Here is a 23,157-nt window from a genome sequence, read left to right as displayed (position 1 = left end):
CAATCCCGAACAATAGCGCCCGCATCGTTTATTCCTTTGATTTGGTGGGCATTTTGGCTGATTTCCATAAAAAGCTGCTCGACGGCCAAGACCTGGGCGCGGTCCTGGTGCGGGGCTTGCGCGAATCGGTGTTCCTGGTCTATCTGGCGGTCTCCTTGTTCCTGCTGGTCGCGCTCATCACCTTCAACGCCGACGATCCCGGTTGGAGCCATATCGGCACCGGCAAGACCATCGCCAACGCCGGCGGCGCGGTCGGCGCCTGGGTGGCCGATTTCTTCCTAACCCTGTTCGGCGTCACCGCCTTCCTGTTCCCGTTCCTGCTGGCGGGCTATGGCTACATCATCTTCCAGGGCCGTCTCGCCGCCCCGGCCAATCCCATCGACAGCGCCCTGCGCTGGACCGGCTTCGGCGCGGCCATCGCGGCGGCGGCGGGACTCACCGACCTCCACGTCATCCATCCGCCCTTGGCCTTGCCCGGCACCAGCGGCGGCATCCTGGGCGGGGAAACCGCCGAGTTGCTCGCGGGTTCGTTTGGCCGGGCGGGGTCGAGCATCTTGCTCCTGACCGTATTCGTGGCCGGGATTTCGCTGTTCACCGGGCTGTCCTGGCTGGGTTCGTCGCTGGGCTTGATCGACCTCGTGGGCCGCGCCGCCTTGATCGCCATCGACGCCGTGTTGTCGCTGTTCCAACCGTTCAAGCCCGCGCCCGCCGCTGGGCCGGAAGTCGAAGCCGAGTCCGAACCCGGCACCGCGCCGCCCCTGGAACCCGCGCCCACCAAGGCCAAGCCCCAACCCAAGCGGGTGGCCGAACCCCCCGGTGCCGAAACCCCGGAACCGCCCGCCGAAGCCGCCGTGCCCGTCGCCCGTCCCAAAGCTCTGGTGGAAGCACCTCCCGCAGTTCACAATCCCACCGCGCCCACACCCACCCAAGCCGCGCCGCCACAGCCGCCGAAACCCCGCGCCCCCCTGTCCAAACCCGCCCTGGACCTGCCGCCGGTCAAGCCCGGCACCCTGCCCCCGCTGGAATTGCTCAGCGACACCACGCCCAAGATCAAGGGCTATTCCGAAGCCGCCTTGGAGGACATGTCGCGGCAGGTGGAAAGCATCCTCGATGATTTCAATGTCGAGGTGCAGGTGACGGACGTACTGCCCGGCCCGGTCATCACCCGCTTTGAAATCCAGCCCGCACCGGGGGTCAAGGTCAGCCGGATCAGCGGGCTGGCCAAGGACTTGGCCCGCGCCCTGTCCGTGACCAGCGTGCGCGTGGTGGAGATCATCCCCGGCAAATCGGTGATCGGCCTGGAAATCCCCAACGAAGAGCGCGAGATGGTGCTATTGCACTCGGTGCTGGCCTCCGACGCCTACCAGCACAGCCCTTCGCCCCTGACCCTGGTGCTGGGCAAGGACATCAGCGGCCAGCCGGTGGTCGCCAACCTGGCGCGGATGCCGCATCTCCTGGTGGCGGGCACCACCGGCTCGGGCAAGTCGGTGGCGGTCAATGTGATGATCCTCAGCATGTTGTTCAAGGCCCGGCCCGAGGAAGTGCGCCTCATCATGATCGATCCCAAGATGCTGGAATTGTCGATCTACGAGGGCATCCCGCATCTGCTGACGCCCGTCGTCACCGATATGAAGGAAGCCGCCAACGCCCTGCGCTGGTGCGTGGCCGAAATGGAACGCCGCTACAAGCTGATGTCGCTGTTGGGCGTCAGGAATCTGGCCGGCTTCAACCAGAAATTGGCCGAAGTGGCGGCGGATGGTGAATACATCGCCGATCCCCTGTGGTCCGCCGCCGACGCCCTGGACGGCGAGGAACCGCCCGCGCTGGAACCCCTGCCCTATATCGTCATCGTCATCGACGAATTGGCCGACATGATGATGATCGTGGGCAAGAAGGTGGAAGAACTCATCGCCCGCCTGGCCCAGAAGGCCCGCGCCGCCGGGCTGCATTTGATCCTGGCGACCCAGAGGCCGTCGGTGGATGTCATCACCGGCCTCATCAAGGCCAACATCCCCACCCGCATCGGCTTCCAGGTCTCCTCCAAGATCGATTCCCGCACCATCCTCGACCAAGGCGGCGCGGAATCCCTGCTCGGCAACGGCGACATGCTCTACCTGCCACCCGGTACCGGTTTGCCGATGCGGGCACATGGGGCTTTTGTCTCAGACCAGGAGGTCCACAATGTGGTGGAATTCCTCAAACGCACCGGCCCCGCCAACTATATCCACGAGATCACCAAGTTCTCGGAAGAGGCGGAGGCCGGGAGCTTCAAGGGCGGCGCGGGCGGCGGCGAAGGTGGCGAGGAAACCGACCCGCTCTACGACGAGGCGGTACGCTTCGTCACCGAATCGCGCAAGGCGTCCATCTCCAGCGTGCAGCGCAAGCTCAAGGTGGGCTATAACCGGGCCGCCCGCATGATCGAGGACATGGAGCGGGTCGGCATCGTCGGCCCCGCCGAGACCAATGGTAGCCGCGAAGTGCTGGCCCCGCCCCCGCCGCCGGACTGAACCCGCACCCAACCCCGGCCCTCCGTTGAACATCCCGGAACCCCCGGTCATCGGCGCACCGTCCCGGATCGATCCCGAACGGCTACACTTAATAGCCATTCGCCCGACCCGACCAGGCCAGACCGGGACGCACGGTGCCTCATCGGGTGGGTCCGATTCCAATCACTTCCTGCTTGGGGACATCCAATGCGTTATCAATCTATCTTGGCGTCAACACTGGTCTTTTTGGGAACACAGTCCCAGGCCTCGGTGAGTGAACAAGAACCCAATTCCAAAATCTCGGGTTCCGCCATCTACCAGCCTTCCGACCCACTGGTCAGGTACGTCCTCGAAACCGATCTGAACGGGAATTTCGATTTCGATGGCTCGGCCAATCTGGACCCCAGCCTCGCGACGCCGTTTTCCTTGACCGATGAAATCGTCGGCCAATTGCAAAGCCCCCGCGACTACGACTGGTTCTACGTGGATGTCCCCGATTCCAGCCGCCCGGTGACGCCGGTCTATTTCGGCTGCGACAAGACACTGGGCTATTATGTGGAAAGCATGATATCGCTCACCATCGATCCCGAAAAAGACCTCACCTGGCGGATCGAATACTTTTACGACGCCGACCCCACCACGGCGGGCGGGGTCGAGAAACAAAGCAGCTACGTAGTTCCCCCCAGCGATTGCAAACGCGGCACGGCGGATACCAAAGGTCCGATGCGCTTCCAAATGAACACCCAGCGCCCAGGCCGTTATTACGTGCGGGTCTGGGGCAGGATGATCGCCGCCAACGTGATATTGGAAGACCAGATCACCATCGGCACCGAACAAAAAACCCGCAAAACCTTCTACGACCAGATCGTCACCCCGACCGCCGACTATGCCCTGAGGCTCTATACCTCCCGCATCGCCGGACAGCAGGAACCCAACGACGGCATCGTGGAAGCGGTGCCCCTGGTTTCGGGCACCACCGCCACCGCGCAACTCGCCTCCATGTACGACCAGGATTGGTTCTATATCGACAACGACAGCACCAAGAACAAAACCGGCAAGATTCCGTTTTATTTCAGCTGCAAGAGCCAGTCCGATACCTACTACATCCTTTCTTCCTATGACGAGAAGGGTGTGGAGCAAACCAGCTACGAAATCCCCTCCAGCCAATGCTCGGCGGCGGGTGGCTACCTATTCACCATCGATGCGCCGGTTTCCGCCCGGTATTATTTCGTGGTCACCTCGCCGCCCTCCGGCGAACCGGACAGCTTCACCCAGGCCGACTACACCGTGCTGGCCATCGCCAGCAATAGCGGCGTATCCGGTCCCACCGTGCGCCTGCCCGGCGAGTTGGAGCCCAACGACACCCCGGTCAACGCCTATCCCCTGTCCAACACCGTGCCGGTGACCGCCCAGTTGTCCTCGATCACCGACCTCGATTACTACGTCTACCACAACGACACCGGCACCAACCCCAACAACACGGTGCCGATCACCTTCCGCTGCCAAGACACGGGCGAGGTCTACACCCTGTCGTATTTCAACACCCAAGGTTTCCTGCAACAGGCTTACACGGTGACGGCGGGCCAATGCGCCTCGACCGACGGCTTCCAGTTCACCATCAACACCCCGGCCACGGCAGACTATTACATCCTGGTCTCGGGACCGCCCGGCAGCGATACCGCCCTGTTCGGCAGCGGCGACTACACCCTGACCGCCTACGTGAACAACAACACGGGCACGGCCAACGCCACCGGCAGCTTGGTCAAAGGCCAACTCGTCGATAGCGCCAAGTCGGGCAAGGATTCGTTCGCGTTCAACGTGAAGGGCTGTGGTGGCAACAAGGGCACGGTCAAACTGACCGGCAACAAGCTGAACATGACCAAACCGAGCATCAACACCCAGGTCAAGGTGGAAATCGGCGGCTGGTCCTGCGTGAGCGACGCCAAGAACTTCACCCAGACCAACAGCGCCCCGCAAACCCTGGTCTACCCGAAACCGGCCACCACCCCCGCCAAGCAGACAAACAGTCTGTCCGGCACCAACTGACCCCGCAGACAGGCCGGACCCCACGGGGTCCGGCCCCCATCCTACCCCGCCGCCGTCAGGCAACCCCGCAAGAACAAATCCACCGCTTGCCGCGACCGGGTCTCGATCTCGGCCTCGCCGGGCGTCGCCGCCAAGCCGTATTGCAGCCGGTGGAACCACTCCCCACGCAAACAACCTATGAACTGCCCCGCCAGGAAATCGGGATCGAGGGCGGCGATCCGCCCCGTTTTTTGATGCACCGCGAAAAACTGCGCTAGCCGCCGCAGGGTGCGTTCCGGCCCTTGGCTGTAGAACTCGGCGGCGAGGCAGGGAAATTGACGGGTTTCTCCCTGCATCTGGGTACACAGCCGGATCATCTCGGGCCGGGTTAGCCGGAACAGATATTCCCTGGCGAAATCGACCAGGATGTCCTCGATGGGCTTGGCTTGGGCCGGGTCCAGCGGCAGGGTCGCGACGAACAAATCACTGAAATGGCGGATGACCGCGCCGAACAACTCGGCCTTGCCACCGAACTGGCGGTAGATGGTCCGCAAGGACACCCGCGCCTCGCGGGCGATGGTTTCAAGGCTCAGGTTGCTATAGCCATGTTCGGCGAACAAGCGCACGGCGTGTTCCAGCAGTTGCTCGCGGCGTCTGGCTTCCTCGCCCTTCTTGGGACGGCCTAGGCACATCATAAAAATTGACTCGTGTTTGTAGTGGACTCCGCCGTTTATTTTAACGAAAATAATGAAAAGGAAGATTACCTTTTCCAGGCGCGTCAGACGCTCCCCCAACCCCCCCCGGTCCAGCCTATGAATATCGCTGCCTCCCACTCCTCAACGCCGCGCTGGTTCGCGGCCCTGCTGCCGCTGCTCCTGCTGTCGGGCTGCGGCCAACCCCCAACGCCCGCGGCGGCGCCCGGCCCCCCGCAAATGCCGCCGGTCCCGGTCAAAACCGCCCTGCCCCTGCACAAGCCCGTGGCGGAATGGGACGAATACACCGGGCGCATCGAAGCCGCCGAGGCGGTCGAGGTGAAGGCGCGGGTCTATGGCTATCTGGACAAGGTCAATGTCAAGGATGGCGATGTGGTGCGCAAGGGCGACCTGTTGTTCGTGATCGACCCCCGGCCCTACCGCGCCGAACTGGACCGGGCCGAGGGCGCTTTGGAACAAACCCGCACCCGCCTCGACCTCGCCCGCAACGACCTGGGCCGCGCCGAACGGCTGCACCAGTCGAAGGCGATTTCCGAGGAGGAATACGACGCCAGGACCAAGGCCGTGCGCGAATCCACGGCGGCGGTGCGCTCCTTGGAAGCCGCCTTGCAAACCGCCCGGCTCAATCTGGAATTCACCGAGGTACGCTCGCCGATCTCGGGCCGGATCAGCCGCGAACTCCTGACCGTGGGCAACATGGTCAAGGCCGACGAGACGCCACTAGCCCGGATCGTGTCCATCGACCCCGTCTATGTCTACCTCGACGCCGACGAACGGGCGGTCTTGAAATACCGCCGCCTGGCCCAGGCCAGCAAAGGCACAGGCACCGGCATCCCGGTCGAATTGGCCCTGATGGACGAAACCGGCTTCCCCCACCACGGCGTCATCGACTACCTGGAGCCGCGGCTCGACGCCAATACCGGCACCTTGCGCATCCGCGGCGTGTTCCACAACCCGGACGAAATCCTCAGTCCCGGCTTCTTCGCCAGGGTCAGGATTCCGGGCGGCACGCCCCATGACGCCCTGCTGCTGCCCGACCGCGCCATCGGCACCGACCAGGGCCAGAAATTCGTCTGGATCGCCAAGCCCGACGGTGGCGTCGAATACCGCAAGATCACGCCCGGCGCCTTGTTCGGCAGCCTCAGGGACATCGCCGCGGGCTTGACCCCGGAAGATCAAGTCGTGATCGAGGGCATCCAGAAGCTCCGTCCCGGTGCCAAGATCAAGCCGGAAACCACCCTCCTGTCGGAATCGGCGCTCGAACGGCATAACACGACGGCCCAACCATGACACGACTCACCCATTTCTTCATCGATAGGCCGATCTTCGCCTCGGTCCTGTCCATCCTCATCGTGCTGGTCGGTGGGCTGTCGTTGATCGGCATGCCCATCGCCCAATACCCGGAAATCGCCCCGCCCAGCGTGCAGATCAAGGCCACCTATCCAGGTGCCAACGCCGAGGTGCTGGCGGAAACTGTGGCGACGCCCATCGAGCAGGAGGTCAACGGCGTCGAGGACATGCTGTACATGTCCTCGCAGTCCACCAACGACGGCGTGATGCAGCTCACCGTCACCTTCAAGCAGGGCACCAACCTGGACAAGGCCCAGGTGCTGGTGCAGAACCGCGTCACCCTGGCCGAGCCGCGCCTGCCGGAAGAGGTCCGCCGCCAAGGCATCAGCGTCCGCAAGCGCAGCCCGGACCTGAGCCTGGTGGTGAACCTGGTTTCCCCCAACCAGCGCTACGACTCGGTCTACCTCAGCAACTACGCCCTGTTGCAAGTGCGCGACGCCCTGGCCCGTTTGCCCGGCGTGGGCGATGTGTTCCTGTTCGGGGGCCGCGAATACAGCATGCGGGTGTGGCTGGACCCCGAGAAGATCGCCGCCCGCAACCTCACCGCCAGCGATGTGGTGAACGCCGTCCGCGAACAGAACATCCAGGTCGCGGCGGGCGTATTGGGGCAACCGCCGGTACCCAGGGGCCAGGAATTCCAATTCACCCTCACCACCCAAGGCCGCTTGTCCGACGAGCATCAATTCGGCGAGATCATCGTCAAGAACGGCGCGGACGGCCAAATCACCCGGCTCAAGGACGTGGCCCGCATCGAACTCGGGGCCAAGGATTACGCCTCGCAATTGCGCCTCGACGGCCAGGAAACCGTCGGCCTCGCCATCTTCCAGATGCCCGGCACCAATGCCATCGAGACCAAGGAGGCCGTGGTCCAAACCATGGAGGCGCTCAAGCAACGCTTCCCGGAAGGCGTGGATTACGTGCTGGTCTACGACACCGTGGTGTTCGTGCAGCAATCCATCGAAAAAGTGGTGATGACCTTGTTCGAGGCCATCGCCCTGGTGGTGCTGGTGGTCTTGGTGTTCCTGCAAAACTGGCGGGCGACCATCATCCCCCTGCTGGCGGTGCCGGTGTCCTTGATCGGGACGTTCGGGATCATGGCGGCCCTGGGGCTGTCGCTCAACACGCTGTCGCTGTTCGGACTGGTGCTGGCCATCGGCATCGTGGTGGACGACGCCATCGTGGTGGTGGAGAACGTCGAGCGCAACATCGCGCTGGGACTCCACGCCCGCGACGCCACCCGCCGCGCCATGGACGAAGTGGTCGGCCCCATCATCGCCACGGCCTTGGTGCTGGTGGCGGTGTTCGTGCCCACGGCCTTCATCACCGGCGTGACCGGGGCGTTCTATAAGCAATTCGCCCTGACCATCTCGGTCTCGACCCTGATTTCCGCCTTCAACTCGCTGACCCTTAGCCCGGCCCTGTGCGCCCTGATGCTGGACCGTGCCCACGACCACAGTCATAAGCAAGACCCGCTGACCCGGCTGCTGGATTTCCTGTTCGGCTGGTTCTTCCGGGGATTCAACGCCGTGTTCGGGGCGTTCAGCGAAGGCTATGCCCGCTTGGTCCGGCGCTTGATCCGGTTCGGCGCGGTGATGTTGATCCTCTACGCCGGGCTGAACGGCTTGAATTTCCTGGCCTTCGACAAGGTGCCGACCGGCTTCATCCCCCAGACCGACCAGGGCTATCTCATCATCTACGCGCAACTGCCGGACGCCGCCTCGTTCGAGCGCTCCGACGCCGTGGTGAAGGAAGCCAGCGAAATCATCACCCAGATTCCCGGCGTGGCCCATGTCAACGCCTACGCCGGCTTCTCGATCCTGACCTTCGGGGCGCAATCCAACGCCGCGACCTTGTTCGCCCGGCTGGGGCCGTTCGAGGAGCGTGCCCTCCACCCCGAGCAATCCGCCGATGCCATCATGGGCCAAATCCAGCAGCGCATGTTCGGCATCCGCGACGCCTATGTCGCCGTGTTCGCGCCGCCGCCGATCCGGGGCATGAGTTCGGTGGGCGGCTTCAAGCTGCAATTGCAGGACCGCGCCAACCTCGGCCCCACCGAGTTGGAAAAAGCCGCCAACGACATCATCGCCAAGGCCAACCAGCAGCCGGGCATGGCCCGCGTGTTCACCACCTTCCGCGCCAACGTGCCGCAAATGCACTTGGATGTGGATCGCACCAAGGCCAAATCCATGGGCCTGCCCCTGGCCGAGGTGTTCGAGACTTTGCAGATTTATCTGGGGTCGCTGTATATCAACGATTTCAGCCGGTTCGGGCGCAGCTATCAGGTGGTGGCCCAGGCCGACGCCCAGCACCGCGTGACCCCGGAGGATATCGCCCAACTCAAAACCCGCAACCTCGCGGGCGAGATGGTCCCGCTCGGCACCCTGGTCAAGACCGAGGAATCCAGCGGCCCCGACCGCATCAACCATTACAACCTGTTCCCGGCGGCGGAAATCAACGGCATGACCCTGCCTTCCTTAAGTTCGGGCCAAGCCATCGCGGTGATGGAAAATATCCTGAAAGCCGACCTACCCGCCGGCGTGGGCTACGAATGGACCGAACTCAGCCTCCAGCAAATCCTGGCCGGGAACACCGCCATTATCGTGTTCCCGCTGAGCGTGATCTTCGTGTTCCTGGCCCTGGCGGCGCAGTATGAAAGCTGGTCGCTGCCGTTCGCGGTGATCTTGATCGTGCCGATGTGCCTGTTGAGTTCGATGGCGGGCGTGTGGCTGCGGGGGATGGACAACAACATCTTCACCCAGGTCGGGTTCATCGTCCTGGTCGGCCTCGCCAGCAAGAACGCCATCCTGATCGTGGAATTCGCCCGCAAGCGCCAAGATCAAGGCTTGGACCGCAAGACCGCCGCCATCGAGGCGGCGCGGCTCCGGCTCCGACCCATCCTGATGACCTCGTTCGCCTTCGTGATGGGGGTGTTCCCCTTAATGGTCTCGACCGGGGCGGGAGCCGAGGCGCGGCAGATTTTGGGAACGGCGGTATTCAGCGGGATGCTGGGGGTGACCTTTTTCGGACTGCTGTTGACGCCGGTGTTCTATGTGACGATCCGGGCCTGGGTGGAGCGTCGCGCCCCCCAACCCCAAGCCACGGCAGTGGAAGGACAACATCCATGAAGAAACACAACAACTTCCGCAAACCCATCCTGCCCACCCTGCTGGCGGTTCAGCTCGCGGGCTGCATGGTCGGGCCGGATTACCAAAAGCCCAAGACCGACCCCGGTCCCGGCTTCGCCAACGCCCAACAGCCCGAGTTCCAAACCCAAGGCATCGAAGGCGCGTGGTGGAAGCAGTTCAAAGACCCGCGCCTGGTCAAGCTGATCGAACTCGCGGTCCTCAACAACCGCGACCTCAAAGCCGCCGAGGCCAACCTCAGGCAGGCGCGGGCGCTGTTCCTGGATGCCGGGCTGGACCTGTTCCCCCACATCACCACCCATGCCAATTACACCGACCAGCACCGCAGCTTCGATTCATTGAACCGGCGCAACTTCGTGCCCCGCGATTTGAAGCTGTACAACACCGGCTTCGACGCCGCCTGGGAAGTCGATATCTTTGGCCGCATCCGCCGCAACATCGAAGCCCAGGAAGCCAATATCGAAGCCGCCGAGGCCGACCGCCGGGCGCTCTTGGTCAGCGTGGTATCGGAAGTGGCCCGCAACTATTTCGAGTTGCGCGGCCATCAGAACCAACTCTACGTCGCCCAGAAGAACGCCGAGAACCAAACCCACACCGTGGAACTGACCCAGGAACGGCTGGACGCCGGCGTCGGCACCAGCCTCGACACCGCCCGCGCCAAGGCCCAGCTCAATACCACGCTGGCGACCGTCCCGCCCATCGACAGCCTGATCCATCAGGACGTACACCGCATCGGCGTGTTGACCGGGCAATTGCCCGCCGCCCTGGCCGACGAACTGCTGAAACCCGAGCCGATCCCGCCGATCCCCGATCTGGTGCAAATCGGCAAGCCCGCCGAACTCTTGCGCCGCCGCCCGGATATCCGCGCCGCCGAGCGCCAACTGGCCTCGGCCACCGCCAGCATCGGCGTCATCACCGCCGATTTGTTCCCCAGGGTCAGTTTCAACGGCACCTTCGCGCTGGAAGCGCAATCCTTCACCGGCTTGGGTTCCGCCGGTTCGGGCGCTTATTCCTTCGGCCCGCGCATCACCTGGGCCGCGCTCAACCTGGGACAGGTCTACGCCCGCATCCGCGCCGCCGACGCCAGCGCCGAAGCGTCCCTGGCCCAGTACGAACAAACGGTGCTGAGCGCCCTGGAGGAAACCGAAAACGCCCTGGTGAACTACAACCGGGTGCGCGAACGCCAAGTCCTGTTGACCTCGGCGGCGGCGGAAAGCTTGGAAGCCTACCGGCTGGCGCATCTGCGCTTCGACGACGGGGTCGAAAACTTCCTCACCGTGCTGGATACCGAGAAGCGCCTGCTGGAAGACCAGCGCGACCTGGCGCAAAGCCAGACCGCGACGGCGACCACCCTGGTGGCTTTGTACAAGGCTTTGGGCGGGGGTTGGGAAGAATTCGGGATACCCCAGGCGGATTTGCCCGAGGCGGAGCGGCTGTTCAGTCCGTAAGGCTTGACGCCCTTCCGGGGGCGACTTAGGGTTGCCCGCACTTCCGAACACAGCACCACAACGACATGGCTTTTTCATCGCTAGAAATATGCGCCGGCGCGGGCGGGCAAGCCTTGGGCCTGGAACAGGCTGGTTTCCGGCACGAATCCCTGGTCGAGATCGATGCCGCGGCTTGCCAAACCCTCAAACTCAACCGCGCCCACTGGCGGGTGGTCGAAGGCGACCTGCGCGATTATTCGGCCAGCGCGTGGCGGGGCATCGAACTTTTGGCCGGCGGGGTGCCCTGCCCGCCGTTCTCCAAAGCGGGCAAGCAGCTTGGGCGCGAAGACGAGCGCGACCTGTTCCCCGAAGCCCTGCGCCTCATCGCCGAGAGCCAGCCCCGCGCCGTCATGCTGGAAAACGTCCGCGGCCTCCTCGACGCCGTGTTCGACGACTACCGGGCGAAGCTGGTCCGGGATTTGAAAAAGCTGGGCTACCACGCCGAATGGCGCTTGCTGAACGCCAGCGATTTCGGGGTGCCGCAGCTACGGCCCAGGGTGGTGTGCGTGGCGCTGGAAAAGAACGCGGCGCGGTATTTCGATTGGCCCACGCCCCGCGATACGCCGCCCCTGACCGTGGGCGAAGCGCTTTACGACCTCATGGCCGAGAACGGCTGGCACGGTGCCCAGGAATGGCGGGAACGGGCCTGCGATATCGCGCCCACCCTGGTCGGCGGCAGCAAGAAGCACGGCGGCCCCGACCTCGGCCCCACCCGCGCCAAGAAAGCCTGGGCCGCGCTGGGGGTGGACGGGATGGGTATCCTGGATTCCGCGCCGCAGCGCGATTTCGTGGGGATGCCGCGGTTGACAGTGCGCATGGCGGCGCGGATTCAAGGTTTCCCGGACGATTGGCTTTTCAGCGGCAAGAAAACGGCGGCTTATCGCCAAGTCGGGAATGCGTTTCCCCCGCCGGTGGCGCGGGTGGTTGGAATTCAGATATGGACGGCTTTGGAATCGGAAGCAAGATCGAAATTACAAAAAAGAGCGTGAGACATGGCCGAGGATAAAAATTCAAAAGGGGGAGTCCGTGCCAAACTGAGGGCATATTTCCTAGCCAATATCGGCAGGATTATGGATTCTGAGGAGTTGCGCACTGTCGCCGATAATCAATCGGAATGGGCCAGAAGGGTTAGGGAATTGCGCAACGAAGAGGGTTATCAAATCCTGACCCATAACGACCGGAGCCACCTCAAACCCGGCCAATACTTGTTGGAATCCGATAAACCCCTGCCCGCCTTCGAGCGGGCCATCTCGAAAGAAACCCGCGCCTATATCCTCGACCGGAACGGGTTTACCTGCCAGATGTGCGGCGCGGTAGCCGGGGAGCCCCACCCTTTCGACTCAACGCGAAAAACCCGGCTCCATATCGGACATATCATCGATAAGAGCAAAGGAGGGAGCGATGATCATGGGAATCTCCGCGCCATTTGCTCGGTTTGCAACGAAGGCGCACAAAATGCCACTTTGATCCGTCCCGACCTGAAGCAGCTTCTTATCCAAATCCGTCGCGCTACCGCTTTGGATCAACTTGAAGCATTGAAATGGCTTATCAAAAAATTCCCTAAACAAGCAGTTGAAGCGCTTGCCGACACCGCGAAACCCGTCTTAGCTAAGGATCGCGACTAAAACGTCATCAGCACCAATGAACCGGATACCCAGACCCCAGAGTCGATGATTCAACCACACTCCAAGCGCCGCCTATCTCCCTCCATCTGCCTGGCCCTGCTCCTGGCCGCGCCAATCGGCCACGCCGCCCCGCCCGCCGCCAAAACCCCGCCCTCCCCGCTCGAAACCCTCTTGGCGACCGAACCCAGCGCGGATGCCAATCTCACCAAACTCTACCGCACCAAGGGTTTCAAGCCGTTCTGGATCGCGGGCGGCGAACCTTCGGCGCGAGCCAAGGTCTTGCGCCGCTTCCTGGACGACGCGGGCGCGGAAGGTCTGCACCCCGAGGATTACGGGACCGAGGCCATTGGCCGGCTCTGGCTGAAAGCCGACCCCGACAGCCTAGCCCGACTGGAACTCTTGTTGACCCAGGGTTATCTCCGCTACGCCGCCGACCTGGGCCGGGGCCGGGACGCGGCCCGCCGCCTCGAAGAACAACCCCAGGCCACCCCATCCGCCGCCCTACGGAAAGGACTGGAAATTCCCGGCCTCGCCCTTTTCCTCGAACACCTCGCGCCGCAACACCCCGAATACACCGCCCTCAAACAAGCCCTCAAGGACTACCGCGCCCTGGCCCAGCAAGGCGGCTGGCCGACCATCCCCTCCGGCCCCACCCTGCAACCGGGCATGAGCGACCCGCGCATCCCCTTGATCCGCCAGCGCCTCGCCCTCACCGATGCCGCCGAACCCGGCCACGGCAAGACCTACGACGAAGCGCTCGCCGCCGCCGTCAAGCGCTTCCAAAAGCGCCACGCCCTGCCCCCGCAAGGCGTCATCGGCCCGGAAACCCTCGCCGCCCTCAACGTGCCGGTGGAGCAGCGCATCCGCCAAATCATCGTCAACCTGGAACGCTGGCGCTGGCTGTCCGCCGACCGCGCCGGGCGGCAAATCTGGGTCAACATCCCGAGTTTCACCCTGTGGGGACTGCAAGACGGGGCGGTGGAAATCACCATGCCGGTGGTGGTGGGCAAACTCGACCAACCGACCCCGGCCTTCGACGAGCGCTTGGAGTATCTGGAATTCAACCCGGATTGGCATGTGCCCCACGATATCGCTGTCAACGAGTACCTGCCGGAATTGCGCAAAAACCCGGCCAGCCTCAAGCCAAAGCACATCCGCTTCTTTTCCGGCGGGGCCAAGGACGCCGCCGAGATCGACCCCCGCGGCATCGATTGGAACCTGACGACCCCGGCGGCGATGGAGCGCTACGTGCTGCGCCAAGACCCCGGCCCCTGGAACGCCCTGGGCACGGTGAAATTCATGTTCCCCAACAAATACAACGTCTATCTGCACGACACCTCGGAGCCACGCTTCTTCGCCAAGAGCCGCCGCACTTACAGCCATGGCTGCGTGCGGGTGGGCCAGCCCTATGAACTGGCGGCCTGGGTGTTGGCGAAGGAAAATCCGCCCTGGACCTTGGAGCGGGTCCAGGCCACCATCGCCAGCGGCGAACACACCAGTGTGGCGCTAGCCAAGGCCATGCCAGTGCATTTGATCTACCGCACGGCCTTGATCGAGGGAGACGGGGTGCATTTCGCGCCGGACATTTATAACCGGGATGGAGCGTTGGAGCGGGTGTTGTTTGGGGGGTGAGATTTTCGTAGACCTACGATATGGATTCAGATTCATGCTCGCCTTACATAATTAACTCATGCCGCCACACGGCTCCAACAAGGGCGACACGCGCTCCCACAGTCGACGCCCACGAAGGCTTGAGGGCGGCTATTCAGCAGGTGTTCCCGGCCAGTTGGCAACGGTGCCGGGTCCACTTCACCAGCCCGCTATCCCGGTATGACCTTTTTCAGAAATAGCCTTACTCCCTTCAAAGCGAAAGAACACCCAATCGCTTTTTTATGCAAACCATTGAATTTAATGGCAACCTTCGATCTTGAGGCTAGGCGTTCTTTGGTCGGCAAGGGAGTAATCGCCGAGTTGCCCTCCCACCTTACCAGCATGGCGCTTTTTGCGGTGCATACAGGCTGCCGAGATTCGGAAATCTGCGGCCTGTGCTGGAAAGAGGAAATTCAACTGGATGACGGGTCAGTGTTCCTGCTCGAAGGCGAGCGCACGAAAAACGGCAGAAATCGCATCATCGTGCTGAACAGTGTTGCGCAAGCAGTAGTAGACGCTCAGCGTGGAAGACATGACGAGTATGTCTTTTCCCTATGTACAGGACAAAACCCGCAATGCCCAGGCGAACTCATCGGACTTCTCGGTTGGGTTCAGGACGGTGTTGCGAAGGAAGTCGAGTCCGTGGCGGAAGAGGGACTTGAGGGGGCGCGACAGCGTTTTTTTTGACGGACGGGGCTGGGGCCGTCGTGGAGCAGTTCGCCGGTGCGGTAGGACCAGGCGAAGGCCAGGGCAAGCAGGCCCATGAGCTTGGCGAGGCGCTTGGGGTCGGTGAGGTGGGTATCCTCCAAGTTGAAGCCCCTGGATTTCAAAGCGCCGAACAGGGTTTCCACTTGCCAGCGGTCGGCGTAGGCGTCGATGGCCCCGGCCTGTGGGGTGCCGGAGGAGGCGATGAACAGGAAGCCGCCGTCGTCGAGGCGCAGGGCGGAGAGGTGGACGAAGCAGCCCCACACCGGACGGCGCCCGACCAGGCGGTGGGTCTCGCCGGGCCGGAGCGAGCCGAACAATTGGTCCAAGCGCATCATCCGGTTCCAACTGTTGGGAACGCGGGTGTCGCGCTTGAGGCGCTGGTGGAAGGGAATGCCCTTCTGTTGCAGCCAGCGGAACCAGTCCTCGCCGATGAACTCGCGGTCGGCCAGCAGGGCGGCGATCCGGGCGGTGCCGAAGACCTTCAGGAAGCGCTCCATCAACGCGATGCGCTCGGCGGTGTCGGAGTTCCCCGCTTTGCCGAGGACGCTCCAGAACACCGGCACGGCCATCCCCCGGTGGGCGATCCCCAGGACCAGGAAGTTGATCTCGGCCAGGCCGAACTTCCAGTTCGTGCGGTCCAGGGTCAGCCGCCAGGGGCCGTCGCCGACCGGGACCAGCCGCACCAACAGGCGGGCGAGGACGTCCTGGTCCAACTCGAACGCGCGGAAGAAGCGCTGGAGCCGCTTGTAGTGGGACTCCACCTTGGCCGGACCGCCGAAGCCGGTGGCGAGTTCCGCCAGGTTGACGCTGCGCACCTTGAGCAGGGCCAGCAGGAAATGCGCGAGGAAGCCGATCCGGGCCCCGTGCCACGGCAGGTGCTCGGACAGGACGGCCTTGAGGTCTTGATGAGGGTCAGCCATCGGAGGTAAAAGCCGGATAGTTTACGCCTTTGGCAATCAAGCAGTTAGGTTTTTGTCCTGTACTTAGAGGATTTTGTACGTGCTCAAAACTGGTTGCCAATGGAATTGCCTGCCGCCCTGCTATGGCTCGAAGAGCGCGGTCCACGAACACTTCCAGCGATGGGCCGCTGCGGGCGTGTTCACGGAGATGTTCCGCTGGTCGGCGGCGGATTATGAGGAGCTTGAGGGTTTTGAACTGGCCTGGCAGTCGATGGACGGCAGCCTGGTGCAGGCCCCGGTGCGCCAAGCCCACTGCCGGAAGGACGAGGGGCTGGGGCGCAATCCCACGGATCGCGGGCGTAGTGGCGGCAAGATCCACCTCCAGGTGGATGGGAAAGGGATGCCCTTTGCCGTCGTGCAAGCCGGGGCCAACGTACACGACAGCCGCTTGGTGACTGTCACGGTCGAGGCGGCCGTGATCGCGGCACCCGCCGGCACCCAGCAAGGACCCCGGCATCTTTGCCTGGACAAGGGTTATGGGTACGAGCGGGTTGAGCGGGAGGTTGCGGGATTGGGCTACGTTCCCCACATTCGCAAGATCGGCGAGGAAAAACGCCCCGGCTCCGCGGAAACACACCCCGCTCGGCGGTGGGTGGTGGAGCGGACATTCGCTTGGCTCAAGGGCTTCCGGGCCATCCGAACCCGCTACACCTGCCGTGGAGCCAATTATTTGGCCCTTCTTCAATTCGCCTGCGCCCTAATCCTTGAAAGACGGATCAAGGCCAACTCCGCGTAAGCAGCTTATGTGCCGGATATCCTCTTAGGTCTTTTCCTTCCGTGGCAAGCCGGTAACTCGTATGAACAACTCGGCTTGGCAGAACGCTAGGGAAAAAGTCGGGTTGCCATCAGTGCGTGTGCATGATCTACGGCACACGTTCGGTAGCAGGTTACGTGCGGCAGGCGTAAGCCTCGAAGATCGCCAAGACTTGCTCGGCCATCATGCCGGAAGAGTGACTACGCACTACAGCGCTGCGGAAATCGGGAAATTGCGGGGGGCGGTAAATGCCATCTCAGAACCGGATTCCCGCAAAGGTTCCCGCACGACGGTTCTGAGATTGGCAAAATAGCGTCTAAGCTATTGAAAGTATTGGAGCCGATGATAGGAATCGAACCTACGACCCGCACATTACGAATGTGCTGCTCTACCGACTGAGCTACACCGGCATCGGTTGGACGGCAGATTATAGGAAACACTGCCCCTGGGCACAAGGCGGACCCGAAGGGCCAGGTCCGGGCTACCCCCCTCCGCTAGAAATATTCCATGGGATTCAAATCCACTAGGTGCGGCTCGATAACGCCGTGTTCCACCAATTCCTCGTACAGGCATACTTGGTTGCGGCCATTCTGCTTGGCGTAATAAAGCGCCCGGTCGGCCATGTCGAGCAGGGTGGGCGTGAGCGCATCGGGCATGATCTGGACCACCCCGATGCTGATGGTGACTTCGCCGATCTGTGGAAAGGGGTGGCCGGCCACGGAGGCGCGGAGGCGGTCGAAGGCGCTTTTCGCCCCTTCTTGGTCGGCCCCGGCGATGATCGCCACGAACTCCTCGCCGCCATAGCGGAATAACAAATCCCCACCCCGGAAATGGCGTTGCATGAGTTGCGCGACCAGGAGCAAAACCTCGTCGCCGTAGAGGTGGCCGAAAGTGTCGTTGATGCTCTTGAAACGGTCGATATCGATGATCCCCAGCCAATACGAGGTCGCCCGGTCCGAGGTGGCGGCGGGCAGCGGGCGGTGTGGGATCAGGCCCAGGACTTTGTTGATGCTGTCCTCGAAGGTCTTGCGGTTGGGCAGTCCGGTCAGCGGGTCGCGCTGGGACTCGTCGAGCAGGGCGCAGAAGTTCTGGTAGATTTGCAAGAAGCAGGTGTATAGGCGCTTGGTGTCGTTGGCGGGTGGGTGGTCGGTGGTCGCCAGCAGGTAGCTGTCGGCGGTTTGCGATTCGGCCCCCAGGTAGATCGTCAGGAAATTGCCGTCTTCGCCGCGTCGACTGTGGGGTTTGCGCGTGCGTTTCACCACCGGGAGCAAGTCCACGACCTCGGCCGGAAGCTCGATATCGCCGAAGTCGACTTCGTGCCGCCCTTCGCGCCGATAGCGCAGCATAGAGGTCGGATGGTCGTTTTTGTCGAGGCGGAGCAGGCTGATCGCCGTGGGCTGGGTCACTTCGCTCAGGGTTTTCAGCAGGCTGAATTCCAGGAGTTCGATATCCCGCATTCCGGTCAGCAGGGCGATTTGATCGAGCAGGCGGGGTGTATATGGCATGTTGGGCGGCCCGGTTTTGAGGATGGTTTTCAGAGGTCGCGGGTCCGGCGGAAGGAAGCTGGAAGTGCGGTGCTGATTAAATTAATAGCAGGATTTACAGGATGCTCCTGTGGATTTGTCCGCACAGGGAGGATGGGGCCGGGAAGCGCGGACCTTATACTATGCTGCCCGGCCCGTGCCGCCCCGTTCCTCGCCCGGATGTTGATCGCCATGTCCGTTATCGTTTTGCAGCCCCATCCCGCCACGCCCTGTGCCGCCATCCATCGTTTCCAGGTCCGGGCCGGACTCGATCCCTCTGGACGCTTGGCGCTGGGATACGCCGTCGAGGGCGATATCGACGGACTCTTGATCCCCGCGCCCGCCGCTCCGGGCCGGGCCGATGGCCTGTGGCGGCAGACCTGCTGCGAGGCGTTCCTGGCCCGGCCTGGCCTGCCTGGGTATCTCGAATTCAATTTCTCGCCTTGCGGGGCCTGGGCGGCCTACCGTTTCCGGGCCTACCGCGCGGGCATGGCGGTGGCGGAACCCGCCCAGCCGCCGCTGGTCCAGGTCCACCGCACGCCTTATCGGCTCGCATTGAGCGCCACCGTCGAGTTGCGGGGGCTGGTGCCCGAGCCCGCCGGGACCGGCTACCGCATGGCCCTGTCCGCCGTGGTGGAGGACCGGGACGGCGGGTTGTCCTACTGGGCCTTGGCCCATCCGCCGGGCCGACCGGATTTCCACCACGACCACGGCTTCGCCCTGGTCTTGTCCCCTTCCCATCCCTAGCTTCCAAGGAGAGACCCGATGCGATTCGGCATAGACCGCCTGCTCGAAGACGCCACCCTGCGCGCGCCCTTGGAGGGGCGGCGGGTGGCTTTGCTGGCCCATCCGGCTTCGGTGACGGCGGAGGGCGTCCATAGCCTGGACGCCCTGGCGGCACTGGACGATATCTACCTGAGCGCCGCTTTCGGACCCCAGCACGGGCTGCGCGGCGACAAGCAGGACAATATGGTCGAATCGCCCAATTTCCGCGATCCGGTCCACGGCATCCCGGTGTATAGCCTGTATGGCGCGGTGCGCCGTCCCACGCCGGCGATGATGGACGACTTCGATGTGCTGCTGGTGGATTTGCAGGATTTGGGGTGCCGCATCTACACCTTCATCACCACCTTGCGCTATGTGTTGGAAGAGGCCGCCCGCCATGGCAAGGCGGTGTGGGTGCTGGACCGGCCCAATCCGGTGGGGCGTCCGGTCGAGGGCTCGATCCTCAAGCCGGGCTGGGAGAGCTTCGTCGGCGCGGGTCCGCTGCCGATGCGGCATGGCTTGACCCTGGGCGAACTGGGCCATTGGTTCGTGACCAGGTTGGGCCTGGAGGTGGATTATCGGGTGGTGGCGATGACGGGCTGGGCACCGGAGCGGGCGCCCGGCTATGGCTGGCCGCTGGGCGTGCGGGCCTGGATCAACCCCAGCCCCAACGCGCCCAACCTGTGGATGGCGCGGTGCTATGCGGGCACGGTGATGCTGGAAGGCACCACGCTATCGGAAGGCCGCGGCACCACCCGCCCGCTGGAAGGCTTCGGCGCCCCCGATCTGGACGCGGAGCGGTTGGTCGCCACCATGCGCGGTTTGGCCCCGGAGTGGCTGCGTGGCTGCCGGTTGCGGACCTGCTGGTTCGAGCCGACCTTCCACAAGCATGTGGGGCGGCTGTGCGCCGGGGTGCAAATCCAGGTCGAGGACGCCGCCTACGACCACGCCGCTTTCCGGCCTTGGCGGTTGCAGGCGCTGGCGTTCAAGGCGCTGCGGAAGCTCGATCCCGATTATCCCTTGTGGCGGGATTTCCCCTACGAATACGAATATGGCCGGCTCGCCATCGATCTCATCAACGGCGGCGAAGACTTACGCCTGTGGGTGGACGACGCCGCGGCGGAGCCGGGCGACCTCGAAACCTGGGCCGGGCCGGACGAGGCGGCGTGGTTGGCGGAGCGGGAGGCGGTGTTGCTGTATCGCTGAGCCGTGGCGGCGGCGGCCTGGCTACTTGGTCGCCCGCTGCACCACGCTGTCGATCTTGTTGGCGCGGAGGTATTGCCGCACCTTGTCGGCGTCGGCGAGGCTGGCGTAGGGACCGACCTTGACCCGGAACCAGGCGGTGTTTTCCAGCTTGATCATCTCCAGCTTGGCCTTGATCTTGAGCAGGCCGAGCTGGGCCTTCAGTTTCTCGGCGTCCTGCTGGTGGGTGAAGGAACCGGCCTGCACCATATAGATGCCGTTCTGCCCCGGTTTGCCGAAGCTTTCTTCCTCGCGCTTGAGGGTCTTGATCTCGTTCTCGGGGATGATGACTTCCTTTTCCGGCAATACCTTGTAGAAGCTGAAGCGCGGTTCGACCGGCGCGGTCGGTACCGGGGCGGGTTCCGGGGGCTTGCCGGGCTTGGTGGTGGTGGGCTGGCCCTGGCCCGGTGTGGTCGGCGGCTTCTTGCCCTCGCCCGGCTTGGCCTGGGGCGGCATGGGCATGTCCGTGGTTTCCGCCGCCGCCGTCGGTTCCGCGCCGCGCTCCCCGAACAGATGCATGCCCAAGGTTGTCAACCCCCCGAGGCCGAGGACCGCCGCCCCGGCCCAGCCCCAGGCCCGCGCCGGGCTTTTGCGCTGGTTTTCGCGGCGATAGGCGGGGATGCGGTTTTTGTAGTCCTTGGACATGCGTGGTTCTCGCGGTTACATGGCTTCGGGGGCCGATACGTCCAGTAGGCCCAGGCCGTTGGCGATCACCTGCCGGATGGCGGCGATCAGGTTCAAGCGGGCGTCGCGCAGGGCGGCGTCCTCCACCAGGAACTTGTGGGCGAAATAGTAGGCGTGGAATTCCGCCGCCAACTCGCGGAGATAGTGCAGGAGATGGTGCGGGGCGTGTTGCAGGGCCGATTGCTCCACCACTTCCGGGTAGCGCGATAAGGTGCCGACCAGGGCGGTTTCGTGGGGTTCGACCAGTTTATTCAAATGCGCCATGCCCAGCGCCAAATCGCGGGCCCAGCCTTTCTCGTCCAACTCGCGGAATACGCTGCATACGCGGGCGTGGGCGTATTGCACGTAGTAGACCGGGTTTTCGTTGCTGCGGGAAGTCGCCAGCTTGAGGTCGAAATCCATGTGCTGGTCGGATTTACGCATCACGTAGAAGAACCGGGCCGCGTCCTTGCCGACTTCGTTGCGGAGTTGCCGGAGAGTCACGAACTCGCCGGAGCGGGTGGACATCTGCACTTTTTCCTCGCCCCGGTACAGCACGGCGAATTGCACCAGCAGCACATCCAGCTTATTGGGGTCGCCGCCCAAAGCCTGGATGGCGGCTTTCACCCTGGGGATATAACCGTGGTGGTCCGCGCCCCAGATGTTGATGATCCGGTCGAAGCCGCGGTCCAGTTTGTCCATGTGATAGGCGATGTCGGAGGCGAAATAGGTCATCTGGCCGTTTTCACGCACCACCACCCGGTCTTTCTCGTCGCCCAGGCGGCTGGACGCGAACCAGGTCGCGCCGTCTTTTTGATAGAGATGGCCCGCCGCTTCCAGCTTTCGCAGGGCGCGTTCCACCGCCTGGGTTTCGGTCAGGCCGCGTTCGGAGAACCATTGGTCGTAGCGGACGCCGAATTCTTCCAAGTCCTGGCGGATATCGCCGAGGATGCTGTCGAGTCCGGCATCGAACACCGTGCGATAGCCTTCCGGCCCGAGCAGGGCTTTGGCGCGGGCGACCAGGGCGTCGATATGGATTTCCTTGTCGCCGCCTTGTGGCTCGTCGGCGGGGATGTCGGCAAACACCGCGGCGGCGGGATGGCGGAAGCCCTCGCCGTGGCGCTGGTGCAGCTCCCTGGAAACGTCCCGCACATATTCGCCGCGGTAGCCATTGCTGGGAAAGACCAGGACTTCGCCGCATTCCTCCAGATAGCGCAGCCACACGCTGGCGGCGAGGATGTCCATCTGCCGCCCGGCGTCGTTCACATAGTATTCGCGGTGGACCTCGAAACCCGCCGCCGCCAACAGATTCGCCACCACCGCGCCATAGGCCGCGCCGCGCCCGTGCCCGACATGCAAGGGGCCGGTGGGATTGGCCGAGACGAATTCCACCTGGACCTTCATTCCGGCCCCGGCCCGGCCCAGCCCATAACCGCGCCCGGCGTCATGGATGGCGCGGATCACGCCGAACTGCGCCTGCGGGTCGAGGAAGAAATTGATGAAGCCCGGCCCGGCGATCTCCACCTTGACCACAGTGGCATCGGGTTCGAGCGCGGCGACCAGTTTCTCCGCCAGTTGTTTGGGGTTGGCGCGGGCCGGTTTGGCCAGGGCCAGGGCGAGATTGGTGGCGAAATCGCCGTGTTGGGCGTCGCGGGTGCGCTCCACCAGGACGGTAGGCTCCAAATCGGCGGGCAATGCGCCCTCGGTTTGCAAACGGGCGACCGCGCCCCGCAACAGGGTTTCCAGGCGTTTTTTCATGGGGGTGGGACAAGGGGGAAAATTAAGGCCCGCCATTATCCTAAAATCGCCGCCGCGCTGGCAATGCGGCGTGGAACTTGGCCTCGGGCCGGGCGCGGAGCGGATAAGGCGCGGCGGGCTGGGTGGGTGATTCGGGGTATGTCCGCCGCCGGGCCGGGGAATTGGTGGGCGGGGAAATAGGTTATTTCGTGGGTGACGAAATGTCCGGGATATGCCTGCGGGCGGGTTACAGGATAGGGTTATCGAAACATGCCCGCCGGGTTTGCGACAAACCTGGATACGGCGGCGGACAAGCTTGCCGGACTG

At 63.6% G+C, this 23,157-nt stretch carries 17 protein-coding genes, 1 tRNA gene and 2 pseudogenes; 14 read left to right on the top strand and 6 right to left on the bottom strand.

Annotated elements, in window-relative coordinates; genetic code table 11:
* Positions 1-53: 53 nt before the first annotated feature.
* Together B9N93_RS09950 and B9N93_RS09945 are read left to right on the top strand one after the other, a co-directional pair.
* Positions 54-2,507, top strand: a complete 2,454-nt coding sequence (locus B9N93_RS09950) for a DNA translocase FtsK (RefSeq protein ID WP_254899371.1) — start codon at positions 54-56, stop codon at positions 2,505-2,507.
* Between the two features lie 249 nt (positions 2,508-2,756).
* Complete coding sequence (locus B9N93_RS09945) at positions 2,757-4,532, top strand: hypothetical protein (RefSeq protein WP_085213210.1); 1,776 nt, start codon at positions 2,757-2,759, stop codon at positions 4,530-4,532.
* Positions 4,533-4,573: 41 nt separating this feature from the next.
* Here B9N93_RS09945 and B9N93_RS09940 read toward each other — a convergent pair whose 3' ends face one another.
* Positions 4,574-5,206: a TetR/AcrR family transcriptional regulator gene (locus tag B9N93_RS09940; RefSeq protein WP_085213207.1), complete on the bottom strand. Its 633-nt coding sequence runs from the start codon at positions 5,204-5,206 to the stop codon at positions 4,574-4,576.
* Between the two features lie 117 nt (positions 5,207-5,323).
* On the opposite strand from B9N93_RS09940, the gene B9N93_RS09935 reads away from it, so the two are divergent.
* The 8 genes and pseudogenes from B9N93_RS09935 (at position 5,324) to B9N93_RS09905 (ending at position 15,166) form a co-directional block, all read left to right on the top strand.
* Entirely contained in the window at positions 5,324-6,514 is a 1,191-nt protein-coding gene (locus B9N93_RS09935) for an efflux RND transporter periplasmic adaptor subunit (RefSeq protein ID WP_085213205.1), read from the top strand.
* On the top strand, positions 6,511-9,699 hold the full coding sequence (locus B9N93_RS09930) for an efflux RND transporter permease subunit (RefSeq protein ID WP_085213203.1): 3,189 nt from the start codon (positions 6,511-6,513) through the stop codon (positions 9,697-9,699). The genes B9N93_RS09935 and B9N93_RS09930 overlap by 4 nt, the downstream gene beginning before the upstream one ends.
* Positions 9,696-11,165, top strand: coding sequence for an efflux transporter outer membrane subunit (locus B9N93_RS09925; RefSeq protein WP_085213201.1), 1,470 nt, complete (start codon positions 9,696-9,698; stop codon positions 11,163-11,165). The genes B9N93_RS09930 and B9N93_RS09925 overlap by 4 nt, the downstream gene beginning before the upstream one ends.
* Before the next feature lie 65 nt (positions 11,166-11,230).
* A complete protein-coding gene (locus tag B9N93_RS09920; protein WP_085213199.1) occupies positions 11,231-12,193 on the top strand; it encodes a DNA cytosine methyltransferase in 963 nt (320 codons plus the stop codon).
* A gap of 3 nt (positions 12,194-12,196) precedes the next feature.
* Complete coding sequence (locus tag B9N93_RS09915) at positions 12,197-12,829, top strand: HNH endonuclease (RefSeq protein ID WP_217807290.1); 633 nt, start codon at positions 12,197-12,199, stop codon at positions 12,827-12,829.
* A 45-nt stretch (positions 12,830-12,874) separates the two neighbouring features.
* Complete coding sequence (locus B9N93_RS09910; protein ID WP_085213197.1) at positions 12,875-14,461, top strand: L,D-transpeptidase family protein; 1,587 nt, start codon at positions 12,875-12,877, stop codon at positions 14,459-14,461.
* 104 nt (positions 14,462-14,565) lie between these two features.
* Positions 14,566-14,640, top strand: a pseudogene (locus B9N93_RS24625) (transposase); the annotation flags it as partial.
* A gap of 19 nt (positions 14,641-14,659) precedes the next feature.
* Entirely contained in the window at positions 14,660-15,166 is a 507-nt protein-coding gene (locus B9N93_RS09905) for a tyrosine-type recombinase/integrase (RefSeq protein ID WP_085213195.1), read from the top strand.
* On the opposite strand, the gene B9N93_RS09900 is transcribed toward B9N93_RS09905, so the two are convergent.
* Positions 15,091-16,107 (bottom strand): IS4 family transposase, encoded by a 1,017-nt coding sequence (locus tag B9N93_RS09900; RefSeq protein ID WP_085213193.1) that lies wholly within the window; start codon positions 16,105-16,107, stop codon positions 15,091-15,093. The genes B9N93_RS09905 and B9N93_RS09900 overlap by 76 nt on opposite strands.
* 79 nt (positions 16,108-16,186) lie before the next feature.
* Here B9N93_RS09900 and B9N93_RS09895 point away from each other — a divergent pair, with 79 nt between their 5' ends.
* Together B9N93_RS09895 and B9N93_RS09890 are read left to right on the top strand one after the other, a co-directional pair.
* The gene (locus B9N93_RS09895; RefSeq protein ID WP_176225211.1) at positions 16,187-16,882 is read left to right on the top strand and encodes an IS5 family transposase; all 696 of its coding nucleotides are present in this window, start codon (positions 16,187-16,189) and stop codon (positions 16,880-16,882) included.
* A 55-nt stretch (positions 16,883-16,937) separates the two neighbouring features.
* Positions 16,938-17,213 (top strand): annotated as a pseudogene (locus B9N93_RS09890) (tyrosine-type recombinase/integrase); the annotation flags it as partial.
* A 21-nt stretch (positions 17,214-17,234) separates the two neighbouring features.
* Here the strand turns inward: B9N93_RS09890 and B9N93_RS09885 are convergent.
* Together B9N93_RS09885 and B9N93_RS09880 are read right to left on the bottom strand one after the other, a co-directional pair.
* Positions 17,235-17,310: transfer RNA gene (locus B9N93_RS09885), tRNA-Thr, on the bottom strand.
* Positions 17,311-17,394: 84 nt separating this feature from the next.
* Positions 17,395-18,405 carry a GGDEF domain-containing protein gene (locus tag B9N93_RS09880; protein WP_085213187.1) on the bottom strand — a complete coding sequence of 337 codons (1,011 nt, stop codon included), beginning with the start codon at positions 18,403-18,405 and terminating at the stop codon, positions 17,395-17,397.
* 210 nt (positions 18,406-18,615) lie between these two features.
* On the opposite strand from B9N93_RS09880, the gene B9N93_RS09875 reads away from it, so the two are divergent.
* Together B9N93_RS09875 and B9N93_RS09870 are read left to right on the top strand one after the other, a co-directional pair.
* Positions 18,616-19,170, top strand: coding sequence for a DOMON-like domain-containing protein (locus tag B9N93_RS09875; protein ID WP_125468918.1), 555 nt, complete (start codon positions 18,616-18,618; stop codon positions 19,168-19,170).
* A gap of 18 nt (positions 19,171-19,188) precedes the next feature.
* Entirely contained in the window at positions 19,189-20,394 is a 1,206-nt protein-coding gene (locus B9N93_RS09870; RefSeq protein ID WP_085213183.1) for an exo-beta-N-acetylmuramidase NamZ family protein, read from the top strand.
* 21 nt (positions 20,395-20,415) lie between these two features.
* Here the strand turns inward: B9N93_RS09870 and B9N93_RS09865 are convergent, their stop codons facing one another.
* Positions 20,416-21,075, bottom strand: coding sequence for an SPOR domain-containing protein (locus B9N93_RS09865; protein WP_085213181.1), 660 nt, complete (start codon positions 21,073-21,075; stop codon positions 20,416-20,418).
* Between the two features lie 15 nt (positions 21,076-21,090).
* Positions 21,091-22,851 carry an arginine--tRNA ligase gene (gene argS, locus B9N93_RS09860; RefSeq protein ID WP_085213180.1) on the bottom strand — a complete coding sequence of 587 codons (1,761 nt, stop codon included), beginning with the start codon at positions 22,849-22,851 and terminating at the stop codon, positions 21,091-21,093.
* Positions 22,852-23,157 lie beyond the last annotated feature (306 nt).

It is taken from the genome of Methylomagnum ishizawai, assembly GCF_900155475.1.
In the GTDB taxonomy this organism is placed as follows: domain Bacteria; phylum Pseudomonadota; class Gammaproteobacteria; order Methylococcales; family Methylococcaceae; genus Methylomagnum; species Methylomagnum ishizawai_A.
The sequence above is the reverse complement of the archived record's forward strand: the minus strand, read 5'-3'. Positions and strand labels throughout refer to the sequence as shown.